The sequence below is a fragment of the Pseudomonas sp. RIT-PI-a genome (assembly GCF_001187875.1).
In the GTDB taxonomy this organism is placed as follows: Bacteria; Pseudomonadota; Gammaproteobacteria; order Pseudomonadales; family Pseudomonadaceae; genus Aquipseudomonas; species Aquipseudomonas coleopterorum.
Genome location: NZ_LGIR01000033.1, coordinates 73,734 through 92,799, shown reverse-complemented (window position 1 = coordinate 92,799; position 19,066 = coordinate 73,734). Strand labels below are relative to the sequence as shown.

Annotated in this window: 18 protein-coding genes and 1 riboswitch; of the genes, 15 read left to right on the top strand and 3 right to left on the bottom strand. The window is 63.5% G+C overall.

Annotated features, from left to right (window positions below; translation table 11 throughout):
- The first annotated feature begins 10 nt into the window (after positions 1–10).
- Positions 11–424, top strand: a complete 414-nt coding sequence (gene arfB / locus AC788_RS19340; protein ID WP_049862168.1) for an alternative ribosome rescue aminoacyl-tRNA hydrolase ArfB — start codon at positions 11–13, stop codon at positions 422–424.
- A gap of 12 nt (positions 425–436) precedes the next feature.
- Here the strand turns inward: arfB and AC788_RS19335 are convergent, their stop codons facing one another.
- Positions 437–1,639 (bottom strand): MFS transporter, encoded by a 1,203-nt coding sequence (locus tag AC788_RS19335; protein ID WP_049862167.1) that lies wholly within the window; start codon positions 1,637–1,639, stop codon positions 437–439.
- 220 nt (positions 1,640–1,859) lie between these two features.
- Positions 1,860–2,120, bottom strand: coding sequence for a DUF2790 domain-containing protein (locus tag AC788_RS19330; protein WP_049862165.1), 261 nt, complete (start codon positions 2,118–2,120; stop codon positions 1,860–1,862).
- Between the two features lie 337 nt (positions 2,121–2,457).
- Between AC788_RS19330 and acs the strand changes: the two genes are divergently transcribed.
- The 13 genes from acs (at position 2,458) to astE (ending at position 17,123) form a co-directional block, all read left to right on the top strand.
- Positions 2,458–4,419 (top strand): acetate--CoA ligase, encoded by a 1,962-nt coding sequence (gene acs, locus AC788_RS19325; RefSeq protein WP_049862368.1) that lies wholly within the window; start codon positions 2,458–2,460, stop codon positions 4,417–4,419.
- 525 nt (positions 4,420–4,944) lie between these two features.
- Positions 4,945–5,721 (top strand): ABC transporter substrate-binding protein, encoded by a 777-nt coding sequence (locus AC788_RS19320; protein WP_049862164.1) that lies wholly within the window; start codon positions 4,945–4,947, stop codon positions 5,719–5,721.
- Between the two features lie 86 nt (positions 5,722–5,807).
- The gene (locus tag AC788_RS19315) at positions 5,808–6,497 is read left to right on the top strand and encodes an ABC transporter permease (protein ID WP_049862163.1); all 690 of its coding nucleotides are present in this window, start codon (positions 5,808–5,810) and stop codon (positions 6,495–6,497) included.
- Complete coding sequence (locus AC788_RS19310) at positions 6,494–7,192, top strand: ABC transporter permease (protein ID WP_049862162.1); 699 nt, start codon at positions 6,494–6,496, stop codon at positions 7,190–7,192. Before AC788_RS19315 ends, AC788_RS19310 begins: the two co-directional genes overlap by 4 nt.
- Positions 7,193–7,263: 71 nt before the next feature.
- Complete coding sequence (locus AC788_RS19305) at positions 7,264–8,028, top strand: ABC transporter ATP-binding protein (protein WP_049862161.1); 765 nt, start codon at positions 7,264–7,266, stop codon at positions 8,026–8,028.
- Positions 8,029–8,144: 116 nt separating this feature from the next.
- Entirely contained in the window at positions 8,145–9,125 is a 981-nt protein-coding gene (gene argR, locus AC788_RS19300; RefSeq protein WP_049862160.1) for a transcriptional regulator ArgR, read from the top strand.
- 346 nt (positions 9,126–9,471) lie between these two features.
- Positions 9,472–10,692, top strand: a complete 1,221-nt coding sequence (locus AC788_RS19295) for an aspartate aminotransferase family protein (RefSeq protein ID WP_049862159.1) — start codon at positions 9,472–9,474, stop codon at positions 10,690–10,692.
- Positions 10,693–10,795: 103 nt separating this feature from the next.
- Entirely contained in the window at positions 10,796–11,824 is a 1,029-nt protein-coding gene (gene aruF, locus AC788_RS19290; RefSeq protein ID WP_049862158.1) for an arginine/ornithine succinyltransferase subunit alpha, read from the top strand.
- 60 nt (positions 11,825–11,884) lie between these two features.
- Positions 11,885–12,913 carry an arginine N-succinyltransferase gene (astA, locus tag AC788_RS19285; protein ID WP_049862157.1) on the top strand — a complete coding sequence of 343 codons (1,029 nt, stop codon included), beginning with the start codon at positions 11,885–11,887 and terminating at the stop codon, positions 12,911–12,913.
- Positions 12,910–14,376 (top strand): succinylglutamate-semialdehyde dehydrogenase, encoded by a 1,467-nt coding sequence (gene astD, locus AC788_RS19280; RefSeq protein WP_161804307.1) that lies wholly within the window; start codon positions 12,910–12,912, stop codon positions 14,374–14,376. Before astA ends, astD begins: the two co-directional genes overlap by 4 nt.
- Positions 14,377–14,425: 49 nt before the next feature.
- Positions 14,426–15,769 (top strand): N-succinylarginine dihydrolase, encoded by a 1,344-nt coding sequence (gene astB / locus AC788_RS19275; RefSeq protein WP_049862155.1) that lies wholly within the window; start codon positions 14,426–14,428, stop codon positions 15,767–15,769.
- A gap of 37 nt (positions 15,770–15,806) precedes the next feature.
- Positions 15,807–16,097, top strand: a complete 291-nt coding sequence (locus AC788_RS19270) for a hypothetical protein (RefSeq protein WP_043185377.1) — start codon at positions 15,807–15,809, stop codon at positions 16,095–16,097.
- 27 nt (positions 16,098–16,124) lie between these two features.
- Positions 16,125–17,123, top strand: coding sequence for a succinylglutamate desuccinylase (astE, locus tag AC788_RS19265; RefSeq protein ID WP_049862154.1), 999 nt, complete (start codon positions 16,125–16,127; stop codon positions 17,121–17,123).
- Positions 17,124–17,126: 3 nt separating this feature from the next.
- On the opposite strand, the gene AC788_RS19260 is transcribed toward astE, so the two are convergent.
- A complete protein-coding gene (locus tag AC788_RS19260) occupies positions 17,127–17,630 on the bottom strand; it encodes a 6,7-dimethyl-8-ribityllumazine synthase (RefSeq protein ID WP_049862153.1) in 504 nt (167 codons plus the stop codon).
- Between the two features lie 105 nt (positions 17,631–17,735).
- A riboswitch (FMN riboswitch) is annotated at positions 17,736–17,893 on the bottom strand.
- A 142-nt stretch (positions 17,894–18,035) separates the two neighbouring features.
- Here AC788_RS19260 and ltaE point away from each other — a divergent pair.
- Positions 18,036–19,040, top strand: a complete 1,005-nt coding sequence (ltaE, locus tag AC788_RS19255; protein WP_049862152.1) for a low-specificity L-threonine aldolase — start codon at positions 18,036–18,038, stop codon at positions 19,038–19,040.
- Positions 19,041–19,066 lie beyond the last annotated feature (26 nt).

Below are 19,066 nucleotides of genomic sequence, written 5' to 3'. Positions count from 1 at the left end.
GGAGTGCTGCATGCTGGAGATCTCCAACGCCGTCCATCTGCCCGACGCTGAAATCGAACTCAGCGCCATCCGCGCGCAAGGCGCGGGTGGGCAGAACGTCAACAAGGTTTCCAGTGCGGTGCATCTGCGCTTCGACATCGGCGCCTCGTCGTTGCCGCCGTTCTACAAGGAGCGGCTGCTGGCACTGCGTGACAGCCGGATCACCGGTGACGGCGTGATCGTGATCAAGGCGCAGCAGTTCCGTACGCAGGAGCAGAACCGGGCCGATGCGTTGCAGCGCTTGCGTGAGCTGATTCTGATGGCCACCAAGGTCGAGAAGAAGCGGCGGCCGACCAAGCCCACGCTGGGCTCCAAGACCCGCCGCCTGGAAGGCAAGACCAAGCGTGGCGCGATCAAGGCCGGGCGCGGCAAGATCGACTTCTGAAGGGCGTTATCCTCAGACCAGCTTGTCTTCCGGTGGCGGGAGGCGAGCGGCCTGGCGGTACAGATAGAAGGTCAGGCCCAGGCCCGTGCACGCAGCAACGGCTGCAAAGAGAAAGATCGAACTGAAGCCGAAGCCGGCGGCTATGGCGCCGGCCACCGGCCCGGTGATGCCCAGCGACATGTCGATGAACAGCGAGTAGGCCCCCACTGCAGCACCGCGGCTCGACGCTGGCACCAGATTGACCGCTTCGACGCCGAGTGCCGGGAATACCAGAGAAAAACCGAAACCGGTCAACGCCGCACCGGCCATGGCCAGTTCCTGGCTGGGTGCCAGCCATAGCAGCAGCAAGCCCAGGGTCTCCACGCTCAGGCAGACGATCGCCACGCGAAAGCCACCCAGACGGTTGATCAGGTTGCCGAACAACAGCCGCGCGAGAATGAAGCTGGCACCGAACAGGCTCAGGCACAGCGCTGCGTTGTCCCAGGCATTGCTGGCGTAGTACAGGGTGATGAACGTGGCGATGGTGCCGAAGCCAATGCCGCCCAGGGCCAGCCCGGTGCCGTGGGGCAGCACCCGACCCAGAACGTGCAGAAACGGCAGGCGCTCGCCGGCCACCACTGGCGCAGGCAGCTTGTTCCAGGCCAGGGCGATGCCCACGCCCGCCAGTACGATGATGCTCGCGCCCATGCTCCACAAGCCCAGATGCTTGACCATCAAAACACCCAGTGGCGCACCGATGGCCAGCGCGCCGTAGCTGGCGATGCCGTTCCAGGAGATGACCTTGGCCGTGTTGGCCGCCCCGACGCGACCGATCCCCCAGCCAATGGAACCGGAGCCCACCAGGCTTTCCGCCGACCCGAGCAACACCCGACCCAGCAGCAGGCTGGTGAGGCTCAGTGCCGGCCAGCTTTGCAACCAGCCGGCCAACAGCATGAACAACCCGCTGATGCCGCAGCCGACCAACCCGTAGATCACAGCCTTCTTGCTGCCCAGGTTGTCGATGATCTTGCTCGCCTGGGGGCGGCTGAGCAGGGTGGCGAGGTATTGAACACTGATCACCAGGCCAGCGATCACCGCGCCGTAGCCCAGATCGCTGTGGACGAAGCCGGGCAATACCGCCAGGGGAATGCCGATGCTCAGGTAGCCGATGAAGGTGAACAGTACGATGGAGACGACTTGCAGCGTGACCGTCATGGGGCGCTGGGAGTGGGGCATGGGTAGATCCGTCGCAAAAGCAGAAAGTAGGCGCAGGCACCGCCAGGCAGGTGGAGTGCTCGATGCGCGGGAAAGCATGGACAGGCTTACGTGACGCTCATGATAGAGGCACGAGGCACAAAAAGAGAGGTCGGGAGAGGAAAGGCTTGGTTTGCGTGCAGCGCCAGTGGCGTGTGGCAGGAGCCAGCAGCGGGGCCTTGGCCCCGGCGCTGAAAGGTACTCAGCTGTTTGTGCAGCCGTTGCCCATGACGTGGTATTCCATGATGTGGCGCTTGCCCTGCGAGTCCTCGTAGGTCAGGCGCGCTGGAACCACGGCGCAGACATTGGGGATCGCCGAGTTAGAAATGACATGGGCGATGTCCGGGTGCTGTGAATACTCATAGGGTTCTACCACGGGTTTCTGTGTGGCGGCAGTGGTCGTCTCATCGGCCAGGGCGATACCGCTCGAGCCAATCAGCGCAAGAATCAACAAAGCTTTCATTTCGATTTTCCTGTTTTACAGTCGTCAGGGGGCACGCGGCCCTTGTGAGGTCACGTGTGAAACTTGAGAGTGGGAAAGTTGCGATCGACAGCCTTCGTGGGGGATACAGTCTTTGTCGATCGCAGTGCCGTTGCTGGCGAAATCGATTCTAGGCCCCGGTGCCTGTGGTAAACAGAGCGGGTTTGGATAAACAGTTTTATCCGAATCTGCATTAATCGCGCATCGCCGAGCAGGCATCGGCACGGGTCCCGGTACTACCATCGTCGAATGGCTGCCTGGAGCAGATACCCTTAAAACAGGTCCATACAACAACAACTATTCAACCGAGGTAAGAATGATGAGTGCGGCTTCCCTGTATCCCGTTCGTCCCGAAGTGGCGGCGTCCACGCTGACCGATGAGGCGACCTACAAGGCGATGTACCAGCAGTCCGTGGTCAACCCGGACGGTTTCTGGCGCGAGCAGGCGCAGCGTCTCGATTGGATCAAGCCCTTTACCAAGGTCAAGCAGACCTCGTTCGACGACCACCATGTCGACATCAAGTGGTTCGCCGACGGCACCCTCAACGTTTCCTACAACTGTCTTGACCGGCACCTGGCCGAGCGCGGCGATCAGTTCGCGATCATCTGGGAGGGTGACGATCCCTCCGAGAGCCGTCACATCACTTATCGTGAGCTGCATGCCGAAGTGTGCAAGTTCGCCAATGCCCTGCGCGGCCAGGACGTGCACCGTGGCGACGTGGTGACCCTGTACATGCCAATGATCCCCGAAGCGGTGGTGGCCATGCTTGCGTGCACGCGCATCGGCGCGGTGCATTCGGTGGTGTTCGGCGGGTTCTCGCCCGAGGCGCTTGCAGGGCGCATCATCGACTGCCAGTCCAAGGTGGTGATCACCGCCGACGAAGGTCTGCGCGGCGGGCGCAAGACGGCGCTCAAGGCCAACGTCGACCGGGCCCTGACCAACCCTGAAACCAGCAGCGTGCAAAAGGTCATCGTATGCAAGCGCACAGGCGGCGACATCGAGTGGAACCGTCACCGCGACATCTGGTACCACTCCCTGCTGGAAGTGGCTTCGAGCACCTGCGCGCCGAAGGAAATGGGCGCCGAGGAAGCGCTGTTCATCCTCTACACCTCCGGCTCCACCGGCAAGCCCAAGGGCGTGCTGCACACCACCGGCGGCTACCTGGTGTATGCCGCGCTGACCCATGAGCGGGTGTTCGACTACAAGCCTGGCGGCGTCTACTGGTGCACCGCAGACGTGGGTTGGATCACCGGCCACAGTTACATCGTCTATGGCCCCTTGGCAAACGGCGCCACCACGCTGCTGTTCGAGGGCGTGCCCAACTACCCGGACATCACCCGGGTGTCGAAGATCGTCGACAAGCACAAGGTCAACATCCTCTACACGGCGCCCACGGCGATCCGTGCGATGATGGCCGAGGGCTCCAAGGCGGTCGAGGGCGCCGATGGCTCGAGCCTGCGCCTGCTCGGTTCGGTCGGCGAGCCGATCAACCCGGAAGCCTGGAACTGGTACTACAACACGGTCGGCAAGCAGAACTGCCCGATCGTCGACACCTGGTGGCAGACCGAAACCGGCGGCATTCTGATCAGCCCGCTGCCGGGTGCGATCGGCCTCAAGCCAGGCTCGGCGACCAAGCCGTTCTTCGGTGTGGTGCCGGCGCTGGTGGACAACCTGGGCAACATCATCGAAGGCGCCGCCGAGGGTAACCTGGTGATCCTCGATTCGTGGCCGGGCCAGTCGCGCACCCTGTACGGCGATCACGATCGCTTCGTCGACACCTATTTCAAGACCTTTCGCGGCATGTACTTCACCGGCGACGGTGCCCGTCGCGACGAAGATGGCTACTACTGGATCACCGGGCGGGTCGATGACGTGCTCAACGTTTCCGGGCACCGCATGGGCACGGCCGAGATCGAAAGTGCGATGGTCGCCCATCCCAAGGTGGCCGAAGCGGCTGTGGTGGGTGTGCCTCACGACCTCAAGGGGCAGGGCATCTACGTCTACGTCACGCTCAATGGTGGCGAGCAGGCCAGCGAGGAATTGCGTCTGGAACTCAAGAACTGGGTGCGCAAGGAGATCGGTCCCATCGCGTCGCCGGATGTGATCCAGTGGGCGCCGGGGCTGCCCAAGACGCGTTCGGGCAAGATCATGCGGCGCATCCTGCGCAAGATCGCCACGTCCGAGTACGACGCGCTGGGCGATATCTCCACCCTGGCCGATCCGGGGGTGGTGCAGCAGTTGATCGATACCCACAAGGATATGCATCGGGCTTCTGCGTGATTTGAGGTGATGTGATGTGATCTTGAGGGCCTCTTCGCGGGCAGAGCCCCGCTCCCACATGAGTGTGCATTGACGCGCACATGTGGGAGCGGGGGCGGGCGGCCGAGCCCTCTGCCCGCGAAGGCGCCTCAAGACTCGCCGAAGATTGCCTGTGTTACTGCATGAGGGTCTAGCACACACTACCTGCCACTCAATACCCCACTGCAACGCCTACCTGCTTCCACCTGCAACGCCACACTTGCCGTCCCAGAAGGCTTTGCCAATAATGGGCGCGCTAATTGCTTCAGTCTCAGATTGCCTCTCATTTTTCCAAATCACACTCGATGAGGGCTGTCAATCCCCTGGTCTGGGTGTCTCGTTGCTTCTGTAACTACTTGTCGCATTGACGAAATATCGACTGGCACAGTGCCGTTAGAATGCGCTCACTCGCCGGACCCTGCGGCGTCGCCTGTTCAGCCTTATTTTTTCGCATTCTGGGCCTGCGCTCACTTTGCCCTTACTGCCCTTTTCGCTGGAGCTCACCCAATGAAGAAACTCGCACTGTTTGGCGCATTGGCACTGTCCGTGCTGTCGGCGGCGTCGTTCGCCGATGAAAAGCCGCTGAAGATCGGCATCGAGGCCGCTTACCCACCGTTCGCCTCCAAGGCGCCGGACGGCAGCATCGTCGGTTTCGACTACGACATCGGCAACGCGCTGTGTGCCGAGATGAAGGTCAAGTGCACCTGGGTCGAGCAGGAATTCGACGGCCTCATTCCAGCCCTCAAGGTGCGCAAGATCGACGCCATTCTGTCGTCGATGTCGATCACCGATGACCGCAAGAAATCCGTCGATTTCACCAACAAGTACTACGCCACGCCGGCGCGCCTGGTCATGAAGGCGGGCACCACGGTCAGTGACGACATGAGCGAGCTCAAGGGCAAGAAGATCGGCGTGCAGCGCGGCACGATCCATGACCGTTATGCCACCGAAGTGCTCAAGCCGCTGGGCGTGGAAGTGATGCCGTATGGCTCGCAGAACGAGATCTACCTGGACGTGGCTGCCGGTCGCCTGGACGGTACGCTGGCCGATGCCACCTTGTTGCAGGACGGTTTCCTTAACACCGACGCCGGCAAGGGCTACGCCTTCGTCGGCCCGTCGGTCAACGATCCGAAATACTTCGGTGACGGTATCGGCATCGCCGTGCGCAAGGGTGACAAGGCCAACGTGGAGCGTATCAACGCGGCCATCGACGCCATTCGTGCCAATGGCGAGTACAAGAAGATCCAGGACAAGTACTTCGACTTCGACATCTACGGCAAATAAGCCGGCAGGCGTTACCTGACTGATGGTGCCAACGGCGGGGAACCGCGGTTCGCACCATTTTTCATTCTCCGGGCGAGGATCTCTACATGTTGAAAGGCTACGGGGCCGTCATTCTCGATGGCGCTTGGCTGACGCTGCAGCTCGCCTTGTCGTCCATGGCGCTGGCCGTCGTGCTGGGTCTGTTCGGCGTGGCCCTGCGCCTGTCGCCGGTACGCTGGCTGGCCTGGCTGGGCGATCTGTACGCCACGGTGATTCGTGGCATTCCCGATCTGGTGTTGATCCTGCTGATCTTCTATGGCGGCCAGGACATCATCAACCGCGTTGCGCCGCTGGTGGGGTACGACGACTACATCGACCTCAATCCGCTGCTCGCCGGTATCTTCACCTTGGGCTTCATCTTCGGGGCGTACCTCTCGGAAACCTTCCGTGGTGCGTTCATGGCCATTCCCAAGGGCCAGGCCGAGGCTGGCATGGCCTATGGCATGAGCAGCCTGCAGGTGTTCTTCAGGGTACTGGTACCGCAGATGATTCGCCTGGCGATCCCCGGTGTGACCAACAACTGGCTGGTGCTGACCAAGGCCACGGCCCTGATTTCGGTGGTCGGTCTGCAGGACATGATGTTCAAGGCCAAGCAGGCGGCGGATGCGACCCGCGAGCCGTTCACCTTCTTCCTCGCAGTGGCGGCGATGTATCTGGTGATCACCAGCGTGTCGCTGCTGTTGCTGCGCGCCGTCGAAAAACGCTATTCGGTGGGCATCAAGGCGGCTGAACTATGATCTTCGATTACAACGTCGTCTGGGACAGCCTGCCGCTGTACATGAGCGGCATGCTGGAAACCTTGAAACTGCTGGCCATCTCGCTGTTCTTCGGCCTTCTGGCGGCGCTGCCGCTGGGCTTGATGCGGGTGTCCCGGCAGCCACTGGTCAACGGTGTCGCGTGGCTCTACACCTATGTCATCCGCGGCACGCCCATGCTGGTGCAGCTGTTTCTGATCTACTACGGCCTGGCCCAGTTCGAGGTCGTGCGCAACAGTGTGCTCTGGCCCTGGTTGTCGAGTGCCACGTTCTGCGCCTGCCTGGCATTTGCCATCAACACCAGCGCCTACACCGCCGAGATCATCGCCGGCAGCCTGCGCGCCACGCCCCCGGGCGAGATCGAAGCGGCGCGGGCGATGGGCATGTCCAAGGCCGGGATGTATCGACGCATCCTGCTGCCTTCGGCGCTGCGTCGGGCGCTGCCGCAGTACAGCAACGAAGTGATCATGATGCTGCAGACCACCAGTCTGGCCTCGATCGTGACGCTGATCGACATCACCGGCGCGGCGCGTACGGTGAACGCCCAGTACTACCTGCCGTTCGAAGCCTACATCACGGCGGGCGTTTGCTACCTGTGCCTGACGTTCATTCTGGTGCGCCTGTTCAAGCTGGCCGAGCGCCGCTGGCTGGCCTACCTCGCTCCACGCAGGCACTGACCGCGTGCAGCGAAAACCCTTTCGTCGCGAGCCAGTGAGCCGTGACTGACCGATCTGCGAGACCCCCGATCATGTACAAACTTCAAGTTCAGGACCTGCACAAGCGCTACGGCTCGCACGAGGTGCTCAAGGGTGTCTCGCTGGCTGCCAAGGCGGGCGATGTGATCAGCATCATCGGCTCCAGCGGATCGGGCAAGAGCACGTTCCTGCGCTGCATCAACCTGCTCGAGCAGCCCCATGCGGGCAAGATCCTGCTCAATGACGAAGAACTCAAGCTGGTCCCCGGCAAGGACGGCGCGCTCAAGGCCGCCGATCCCAAGCAGTTGCAGCGCCTGCGCTCGCGGCTGTCGATGGTGTTCCAGCATTTCAACCTGTGGTCGCACATGACCGCCCTGGAAAACATCATCGAAGCACCGGTGCACGTATTGGGTGTTTCGAAGAAGGAAGCCCTGGAGAAAGCCGAGTACTATCTGGCCAAGGTTGGTGTTGCGCACCGCAAGGATGCCTATCCGGGGCACATGTCCGGCGGTGAGCAGCAGCGTGTGGCCATCGCCCGCGCGCTGGCGGTGGAGCCTGAGGTGATGCTGTTCGACGAGCCGACCTCGGCGCTGGATCCCGAGCTGGTCGGTGACGTGCTCAAGGTGATGCAGGCCCTGGCCCAGGAAGGGCGGACCATGGTCGTGGTCACTCATGAGATGGGCTTTGCCCGCGAAGTCTCGAACCAGCTGGTGTTCCTGCACAAGGGGCTGGTCGAGGAGACCGGCGATCCCCGCGAGGTGCTGGCCAATCCGCGCTCCGAGCGGTTGCAGCAGTTTTTGTCCGGCAGCCTCAAGTGATCCTTGCTTGAAACATTTTGCCGAGTGTTTTCGTGTGTGCAGGGCAGGCATGCCTGACCCGGCGCAGTACCATGTCCCATTCGGTTTTTGATACTTAAGGTTTCGGTCCGCATCAGATGACAGCCCAACGAATCGGTTTCCTCTATTGGCCCAGCACGCGAGCCCTGACCCTGGCGCTGGCCGAGGAGGCCCTGCGAGTGGCGCAGAAGGTGCACCCGGACGTGACCTACGAGTTGCTGTTCCTGCAGGCCGAGCCGCCCGTGCCGGGTGGTTGGCAACTGCCAGGGGAGGCGTGGAACGGTCGCCTGGAAGGGTGCCACAAGCTGTTTCTGCTGGCCGACGAGCCACCGGCGGCGTTGGCGCCGGCACTGTCCACCGCGCTGAAGCAGACCGTCCGAGCCGGCTGCATGGTCGGTGGATTGTCCGCCGGGGTGTACCCGCTGGCGCAGTTGGGGCTGCTCGACGGTTACCGTGCGGCGGTGCACTGGCGCTGGCAGGATGATTTCGCCGAGCGCTTCCCCAAGGTCATCGCCACCAGCCATTTGTTCGACTGGGATCGCGACCGCATGACGGCCTGCGGCGGTCTGTCGGTGCTCGACCTGCTGCTGGCGGTGCTGGCCCGCGATCATGGCGCCGAACTGGCCGGGGCGGTCTCCGAGGAACTGGTGGTGGAGCGTATCCGCGAAGGCGGGGAGCGCCAGCGCATTCCCCTGCAGAATCGCCTGGGCTCCAGCCACCCGAAGCTGACCCAGGCGGTATTGTTGATGGAGGCCAACATCGAAGAGCCGTTGACCACCGACGAGATCGCCCAGCATGTATGTGTGTCGCGGCGTCAGCTGGAGCGCATCTTCAAGCAGTACCTCAATCGCGTGCCAAGCCAGTACTACCTTGAGCTGCGCCTGAACAAGGCTCGGCAGATGCTGATGCAGACCAGCAAATCGATCATCCAGATCGGCCTGTCGTGCGGGTTTTCTTCCGGGCCGCACTTCTCCAGTGCCTACCGCAATTTCTTCGGCGCCACCCCCCGCGAAGACCGCAACCAGCGCCGCAGCAGCAGCCCGTTCGAACTGTCTTCGGTGCCGGCCGAACGCGGCTGACCCTGCCTCTGGGGTGCGCTGTGTCAGATGAAGCGCGGCGCGGCTTTCGCGGGCAGAGCCCGCTCCTACAGGGAAGCAGAAGCAAGCTCTGTCCGCGAAGGGTGCCCTCCCACCAGCATGTGGGAGCGGGCTCTGCCCGCGAAGGGCGCGCTGCCGTATATAAGGCTGAACCGCGAGGCGAGCATCTTTATATCCCTATTTGTCGCATTCGCGACAACCCCCGTAGAATGGCGGTTTGGCGCTGTAACAAGTTGTCGCATGGCGGCAATGCCGCGCGTGCACCAGTCCTTACAATTCCCCATCGCTCGCCCATTTTGCGCTGAGCGTTCCTTGACAGGAGACTCCGATGTCCGTTGAGCAAGCCCCCGTGCAACGTGCCGATTTCGACCAGGTAATGGTTCCCAACTATGCGCCGGCCGCTTTCATTCCCGTGCGCGGTGCCGGTTCCCGGGTATGGGATCAGGCCGGTCGCGAGCTCATCGATTTCTCCGGTGGCATCGCCGTCAACGTCCTGGGCCACGCGCACCCGGCATTGGTCGGCGCGTTGACCGAACAGGCCAACAAGCTGTGGCACGTGTCCAACGTCTTCACCAACGAGCCGACCCTGCGCCTGGCCAAGAAGCTGGTCGACGCCACCTTCGCCGACCGCGTGTTCTTCTGCAACTCCGGCGCCGAAGCCAACGAGGCCGCCTTCAAGCTGGCCCGGCGTGTGGCGCACGACAAATTCGGTCCCGAGAAATACGAGATCGTTTCGGCCATCAATAGCTTTCACGGTCGCACGCTGTTTACCGTCAGCGTCGGCGGTCAGCCGAAATACTCCGATGGCTTCGGTCCGAAAATCACCGGCATCCGTCACGTTCCGTACAACGACCTCGAAGCGCTGAAAGCGGCGGTGTCCGAGAAGACCTGCGCCGTGGTGCTGGAGCCGGTTCAGGGCGAAGGCGGCGTGGTGCCTGCCGACCCGGCCTACCTGCAAGGCGCGCGCGCCCTGTGCGACCAGTTCAATGCCCTGTTGGTGTTCGACGAAGTGCAAAGCGGCATGGGTCGCAGCGGCGAGCTGTACAGCTACATGAACTACGGCGTGACCCCGGATATCCTCTCCAGCGCCAAGAGCCTGGGGGGCGGCTTCCCCATCGGCGCGATGCTGACCACCGACGCCCTGGCCAAGCATTTCGCCGTCGGCGTGCATGGCACCACCTATGGCGGCAACCCGTTGGCCTGCGCCGTCGCCGAGGCGGTGCTCGACGTGGTCAACACCCCGCAAGTGCTGGCCGGCGTCAAGGCCCGGCACCAGCGCTTCAAGACGCGCCTGGAGCAGATCGGCCAGCGCTACGGCGTGTTCACCGAGGTGCGCGGCCTGGGCCTGCTGATCGGCTGCGCCTTGAGCGACGCCTGGAAGGGACGCGCCAAGGACTTCTTCAATGCTGCCGAGCAGCACGACCTGATGATCCTGCAAGCCGGTCCCGACGTGGTGCGCTTTGCCCCAAGCCTGGTCATCGAGGAAGCCGACATCGATGAAGGTCTGGACCGTTTCGAGCGCGCCGTGGCGCACTTGACCCAGGCCTGAATGGCCTGTTCGCAGCGTTGGCCCCAGGCCGGCGCTGCCTTGGCAATCGACCGCTGCAATCGACCGCTTCAATCGCCTGCTTCAATGGACAAGGAGTGACACCATGCTGGTAATGCGCCCTGCGCAAATGGCTGACCTGGCCGAGGTTCAGCGGCTGGCCGCCGACAGCCCCATCGGTGTCACCTCCCTGCCGGACGATGCTGGTCGGCTGAGTGACAAGATCACCAAGTCCGAAGCCTCTTTTGCCGCCGAAGTCAGCTTCAACGGTGAAGAAAGCTATTTCTTCGTGCTGGAAGACCTGGCCACCCAGCGTCTGGTGGGGTGCTCGGCGATCGTCGCCTCTGCCGGCTACTCCGAACCGTTCTACAGTTTTCGCAACGAAACCTTCGTGCACGCTTCGCGCGAGCTGAAGATCCACAACAAGATTCACGTGCTTTCGCAGTGTCACGACCTGACCGGCAACAGCCTGTTGACCAGCTTCTACGTGGTGCCCGAGCTGGTGGGCAGTATCTGGGCCGAACTCAACTCCCGCGCCCGCCTGCTGTTCATGGCCAACCACCCGGAACGCTTCGCCGATTCGGTGGTGACCGAGATCGTCGGCTACAGCGACGAGCAGGGTGATTCGCCCTTCTGGGACGCAATCGGCCGCAATTTCTTTGACCTCAACTACGCCGAGGCCGAACGCCTTTGCGGCATCAAGAGTCGCACGTTTCTTGCCGAACTGATGCCGCACTACCCGATCTACGTGCCGCTGCTGCCCGACCAGGCCCAGGAGGCCATGGGCCAGGTGCATCCACGGGCCCAGGTGACGTTCGACATCCTGATGCGCGAAGGCTTCGAGACCGATCACTACATCGACATCTTCGACGGCGGGCCGACCCTGCATGCCCGTGTGTCGGGCATTCGCTCCATCGCCCACAGCCGGGTGGTCCCGGTCAAGCTGGTCGCGGCCAGCGATGAACGTGGTGGTCCGGGCCGTCCCTATCTGGTCTCCAACGGGCTGCTGCAGGATTATCGCGCGGTGTTGCTGGAGCTCGACTGGGTGCCCGGCAAGCCGGTCGGCCTGGATCTGGCGACAGCCGAAGCGCTGGGTGTGGGCGAGGGCGCCAGCGTGCGCCTGGTTGCAGTTTGATACCTGGTTGAACAGGCCGAGTTCTGCGGGTGCCGTGCGGTGCCTGCTCGAGGAGAAAGCATGATCGTTCGTCCCGTACGCAGCAGCGACCTGCCAGCGCTGATCGAATTGGCCCGCAGCACCGGCCCCGGCCTGACCACCCTGCCAGCCAACGAAGAGCGGCTGGCGCACCGCGTCGGCTGGGCCGAGAAAACCTTCCGTGGCGAAGCCGAGCGGGGTGATGCCGATTACCTGTTCGTCCTTGAAGACGACGACGGCACGGTCGTGGGCATTTCGGCCATCGCCGGCGCCGTGGGTCAGCGCGAGCCCTGGTACAACTACCGGGTGGGGCTGACGGTCAGCGCCTCGAAGGAACTGAACATCTATCGCGAGATTCCCACGCTGTTCCTGGCCAACGACCTGACCGGCAATTCGGAACTGTGTTCGCTGTTCCTGCGCGAGGGCTACCGCAAGGGCCTGAACGGCCGTTTGCTGGCAAAAGCGCGGCTGCTGTTCATCGCCCAGTTTCCGGAGCTGTTCGGGCGCAAGGTGATTGCCGAGATGCGCGGCATTTCAGATGCCGACGGACGCTCGCCGTTCTGGGAAAGCCTGGGTCGGCATTTCTTCAAAATGGAATTCAGCCAGGCCGACTACCTCACTGGCGTTGGCAACCGCGCCTTCATCGCCGAGCTGATGCCCAAGTTCCCGCTGTACAGCTGCTTTCTGTCACCGGCGGCGCGGGAGGTGATCGGCAAGGTTCACCCGGACACCGAGCCGGCGCTGACCATGCTCAAGGCCGAAGGCTTCAGTTACCAGGGTTACGTCGACATCTTCGACGCAGGCCCGGCCGTGGAATGCGAAACCAGCAAGATCCGCGCGGTCCACGACAGCAAGAGCCTGGTCCTGGCCATCGGCACTCCAGGTGACGATGCGCCACCGTTCCTGATCTACAACCGCGAGCGCGAAGCGTGCCGCATCACCGCAGCCCCTGCGCGTTTCGCCTCCGGCACCCTGGTGGTCGATCCGTTGACCGCCCGCCGCCTGCAACTGAGCGCGGGCGATCAGGTGCGCGCAGTGCCCATGACCCCGCCAGCACGGGAGGTGCTCTGATGAATACCCTGTACATCGATGGCCAGTGGCTGGCAGGTGAAGGTGAACAACTGACGTCGCTCAATCCCGTGGGCCAGGCCGTGGTCTGGCAAGGGCGCAGTGCCAGCGCCAGCCAGGTGGATCAAGCCGTCCTGGCCGCGCGGCATGCCTTTTTCAACTGGGCGAGCCAGCCGCTGTCGGCGCGCATCGCCGTGCTGCATGCGTTCGCCGATCGGCTCAAGGCCTGCGCCGACGAACTGGCGCGGTGCATTGGCGAAGAAACCGGCAAGCCGTTGTGGGAAGCGGCCACCGAAGTGACCAGCATGGTCAACAAGGTCGCCATCTCGATTCAGAGTCACGCCGAGCGCACCGGTGAGAAGAGCGCACCCCTGGCCGATGCCACGGCGGCCCTGCGGCACAAGCCCCACGGTGTGGTGGCGGTGTTCGGCCCGTACAACTTCCCCGGTCACCTGCCCAACGGCCACATCGTACCTGCGCTGCTGGCCGGCAACTGCGTGCTGTTCAAACCCAGCGAGCTGACGCCCAAGGTGGCCGAGCTGACCGTGCGTTGCTGGGCCGAAGCCGGGCTGCCAGCGGGCGTGCTGAACCTGCTGCAGGGTGGTCGCGAGACGGGTATGGCGCTGGCCGCCAACGCCGGGCTTGACGGGCTGTTCTTCACCGGTTCCAGTGCCACCGGCAATCTGCTGCATCAGCAGTTCGCTGGCCAGCCAGGCAAGATCCTCGCGTTGGAAATGGGTGGCAATAACCCGCTCGTGATCGAGCAGGTCCAGGACCTGGATGCGGCGGTCTATACCATTATCCAATCGGCGTTCATTTCCGCCGGGCAGCGGTGCACCTGCGCGCGGCGCTTGCTGGTACCCGCCGGGGCGTGGGGCGACCGGTTGCTCGAGCGTCTGGTAGAGGTCTGCGCCACCCTCGAAGTCGGCGAATACGACCGTCAGCCGGCGCCCTTCATGGGTTCGGTGATCTCGCTGCAAGCGGCGCAGGCGCTGCTCGAGGCGCAGGAACACCTGCTGAACAGCGGCGCGGTCAGCCTGCTGAGCATGACCCAGCCACGGGCCGACGCGGCCTTGCTCACCCCCGGTATCCTCGACGTCACCCAAGCCCACGGTCGACGGGACGAAGAGCTGTTCGGCCCGCTGCTGCAAGTGGTGCGCTACGTTGATTTCGATGCCGCCATCGCCGAGGCCAACGCCACCCAATACGGGCTGGCCGCAGGGCTGCTCTCGGATTCCGAACAACGCTATCGTGAATTCTGGCTGCGCAGCCGGGCGGGTATCGTCAACTGGAACAAGCAACTGACCGGCGCCGCCAGCAGCGCGCCGTTCGGCGGTGTCGGCGCGTCCGGCAACCACCGCGCCAGCGCCTACTACGCCGCCGACTATTGCGCCTATCCGGTGGCCTCGCTGGAAACCCCTGCGCTCAGTCTGCCGGCGACCCTGAGTCCGGGCATCACGCTGTAGAACGTCGTTGCAACGTTGCGTACAAGAACAGATCCACGGAGCCGAACCGATGAAACCCTGTGAAGTGAATTTCGATGGCCTGGTGGGGCCGACCCACAACTACGGTGGGTTGTCCTACGGCAACGTGGCGTCGCAGAGCAACAGCCAGCAAGGCTCGAACCCGCGCGAAGCGGCGCGTCAGGGCCTGGCCAAGATGAAGGCGCTGATGGAGCTGGGCTTCACCCAGGGTGTGCTGGCGCCTCAGGAGCGTCCCGATGTGGCCGCATTGCGGCGCCTGGGCTTCACCGGCAGCGATGCCGAGGTGATCGCCCAAGCCGCGCGCGACGCCATGCCGCTGCTGGTGGCCAGTTGCTCGGCGTCGAGCATGTGGGTTGCCAACGCGGCGACCGTCAGCCCCAGCGCGGACACCGCCGATGGCCGCGTGCATTTCACCGCCGCCAACCTCAACTGCAAGTTCCACCGCAGCATCGAGCACCCCACCACAAGCCGTGTGTTGCAGGCGATGTTCGCCAACCCGACCTATTTCGCTCATCACCAGGCGCTGCCTGCCGTTGCCCAGTTCGGCGACGAGGGCGCCGCCAACCACACCCGCCTGTGCCGGGACTATGGCGAGGCCGGGGTGGAATTCTTCGTCTACGGTCGCAGTGCCTTCGACGCGCGCCTGCCCGCGCCGCAGAAGTACCCCGCGCGCCAGACCCTGGAAGCGTCCCAGGCCGTGGCCCGGCTGCATGGGCTGGGCGAGGAGGGCGTGGTGTTCGCCCAGCAGAACCCGGACGTCATCGATCAGGGCGTGTTTCACAACGACGTGATCGCGGTCGGTAATGGCGAGTTGCTGTTCCACCACCAGGACGCGTTCCTCGACAGCGACCGCGTGCTGGCCGAACTGCAGACCAAGCTCGCTGCGCGTGGCGGGCGCTTGCAGGCGATCGGCGTGCCCCGCGCCGAGGTCTCGGTGGACGACGCCGTGCGCACCTACCTGTTCAACAGCCAGTTGCTCAGCCGTGCCGACGGCAGCATGCTGCTGGTGGTCCCGGAAGAATGCCGCGCCAACCCGCGGGTCTGGAGTTATCTGGAGCGCCTGACCGGGCAAGGCACCGGCATTGCTGAGGTCAAGGTGTTCGACCTCAAGCAAAGCATGCGCAATGGTGGCGGGCCGGCCTGCCTGCGACTGCGCGTGGCGCTCAAGCCCGAGGAGCTGGCAGCGGTCAACCCTGGCGTGATCCTGACGCCTGCGCTGTACGAAACGCTGAACGACTGGGTCGAGCGGCATTACCGCGACCGCCTGGTCGAGGCCGACATGGCTGACCCGCAACTGCTGATCGAATGCCGCGAGGCATTGGACGAGCTGACTCGGATCCTGGCACTGGGTTCGGTCTATCCTTTCCAGCGCTGACCATTTTTTCAACACTGAATATCATTGAGGTAACTGTATGTCCGACGCCCTGCGCTTGATTCTCGAAGACACCGACGGCACCCAACTGGAAACCTCCTGCACCCGCTTCTGCGTGGTCTGGCAGGGCAAGGAAGTCTGGATCCAGCACGACGGCCGTGGCCAGCTGCTGATCGGCGTGGACGTCGAAGAAGGCGATGCCGAATACGCCAACCTGTTGCTGCGACCCCTGGCGACCAACCTGGTCAGCCTGCAGCTGGAAATGGAACCGGCCGATGCGGGCGCCGAAGAAGAGGACGGTCACGTTCACGGTCCGGACTGCAACCACTAAAACTCCATCCTTCAGGGACGCCGCCCCATGCTCGCTCTTGGCAAACTGCTCGACTTGACCTTGGCCGGCCGCGAGCCGGCGCAGAAGATCCAGCTGACCACCGGCGGCGTCAGCCTGCGCTGGCTCGGGGAAGGCGCCCTGGAAGTGCGCCCCGCGGCCAACACCGACAGCGGCCTCGACTTGCTGCTGTCGGCCGGTGTGCACGGCAATGAAACCGCGCCCATCGAATTGCTCGACACGCTTGTTCAGGCCATCGCCCGCGGCCAGTTGGTTCCCCGCGCACGCATCCTGTTCCTGTTCGGCAATCCCGAAGCGATGCGCCGTGGCGTCCGCTACATCGAGCGCGACGTCAACCGACTGTTCAACGGCCGACACGATGCTGTCAGCGGCAACGAAGCCCTGCGTGCCTGCGAACTGGAACGCCTGGCCACGACCTTCTTCAGCCTGCCGCAGCGCACGCGTCTGCACTACGACCTGCACACCGCCATCCGTGGCTCCCGGATCGAGCAGTTCGCCCTCTATCCCTGGAAGCAGGGCCGTGAGCATTCCCGGCAGGAACTGGCGCGCCTGCAGACGGCAGGCATGCGCGCCGTGTTACTGCAGAACAAGCCTTCCATCACGTTCAGCGCGTTCACCTACGAGCAGCTCGACGCCGAAGCCTTCACCCTGGAGCTGGGCAAGGCCAGGCCGTTCGGGCACAACGCCGAGGTTGATCTGAGTCGTCTGGAGGCCAGCTTGCGGCACTTGATCGAGGGGGTCGAGACGGACCTCGAACAGCCTCTGGATGAGCTGGCGCTGTTTTCGGTTTCGCGCGAAATCATCAAGCACACGGATGCCTTCCGTCTGCATCTGGACGACGATATCGAGAATTTCACCGAACTGGCCCCCGGCTATCTGCTGGCCGAGGACGGTCGTGAGCAGCGCTGGGTCGTGGAAGAGCAGGGGGCGCGCATCATCTTCCCCAACCCCAAGGTTGCCAATGGCCTGCGCGCCGGCATTCTCATCGTGCCGACGGCGCAGGCCTGAGCCTCAAGCGCTTTTCTGTTGCTGCTGCAGGCGACGCAGGGCCCGTACCTTCTGCACGGTATCGGCCACGGTGCGCGCGGCTTCCGCGCCCTTGTGCAGGAAATGGTTGAAGAAGTAGGTGTGATGCTGCTCGCCGTCGTGGAAATGGTGCGGGGTCAGCACCACCGAGAATACCGGTACTTCGGTTTCCAGCTGCACCTGCATCAGCGCGCTGACCACCGACTGGGCGACGAACTCGTGACGGTAGATACCGCCGTCCACCACCAGGGCCGCGCCGACCACGGCGGCATAGCGGCCGGTCTTGGCCAGCAGCTTGGCGTGGAGGGGGATTTCGAAGGCGCCGCCGACTTCATAGAAGTCGATATCGGCTTCCTGATAACCCAGCGCGCGCATTTCTCCGACGAAACCTTTGCGGCTCTGATCGACAATATCCTTGTGCCAGCAAGCCTGGACGAAAGCGATCCGTTCGTGGGTGTGGCTCTTGCTATCAATTGCAGTGGGTTGCATCGGTTCATTCCTGTTCAAGAAAAAAACAGGGCATGTGGATCGAAGGGGATCTGTGGGTACATGCGTATGGCACGGCCCTGCGTTGGCCTTTTGAAGGTGTCGCAATCCCGTTCTCTCTTCATCCGGACTATGACCGTCGGCCCCGGGATCACACCGGGTCTGCTGACCTTGCAGGCCGTTACCGGCTCACAAGCGCTCGCGGGCTCGACGCGTTGCGCGTCATCACCGCCGGTGGGGAGTTGCACCCCGCCCTGAGAACGTTTGCCACCCCCCCATGGGGCGGCGCGAGTTTTGTAACATACTTGCGGACGCGCTGAACAGCGGCCTGGACAATTGTTTCGACAAGGCTTGATTCGTGGCCGCGCAACCCGCAGTAATAGAAGCTGACACGAACCCGAGGCCATCATGTCCATCATCGACCTGCGCAGTGACACCGTTACTCAGCCCACGCCCGGCATGCTCGCGGCCATGCACGCAGCACCGACCGGCGATGATGTCTATGGCGAAGACCCGACGGTCAACCGCCTCGAAGCCGAGCTGGCAACCCGTCTGGGTTTCCAGGCGGCGCTGTTCGTGCCCAGCGGCACCATGAGCAACCTGCTCGCCCTCATGGCCCACTGCGAACGTGGCGAAGAGTACATCGTCGGGCAGCAGGCCCACACTTACAAATACGAAGGCGGCGGGGCTGCCGTGCTCGGCTCCATCCAGCCCCAGCCCCTGGAATTCCAGCCTGACGGCACGCTGGACCTGGATCAGGTCAAGGCGGCGATCAAGCCCGACGATTTCCATTTCGCCCGCACCCGCTTGCTGGCGTTGGAAAACACCATGCAGGGCAAGGTATTGCCGCTGAGCTACCTGGCCCAGGCCCGCGACTTCACCCGCGTGCAGGGCCTGCAACTGCACCTGGACGGCGCCCGGCTGTACAACGCTGCGGTCAAGCTGGGTGTGCCGGCCGGTGAGATCACTCAGTATTTCGATTCGGTCTCGGTGTGCCTGTCCAAGGGGCTTGGCGCACCTGTCGGTTCGGTGCTGTGCGGTTCGCAAGCCTACATCGCCAAGGCGCGGCGCCTGCGCAAGATGGTCGGCGGCGGCATGCGTCAGGCCGGGGTCCTGGCCGCGGCCGGGCTCTACGCACTGGATCACCAGGTACAGCGCCTAGCGCAGGATCATGCCCATGCCGCGCGGTTGGCCGAGGGACTGCAGGGACAGGGTTACACCGTCGAGCCGGTGCAGACCAACATGGTCTACGTGCACCTGGATGCGCGCGCCGGCGCGTTCAAGGAATTCGCAGCCGCCCGTGGCGTCACTGTGACGGCCGCACCGCGGCTGCGCATGGTCACCCATCTGGGTGTCGATGCGCAGCAGATCGAGCAGGTCGTCGGTGTATTCGCCGATTTCGCGCGCAGCTGAACGCTTTGCTGTCCAATTGAGTGGAC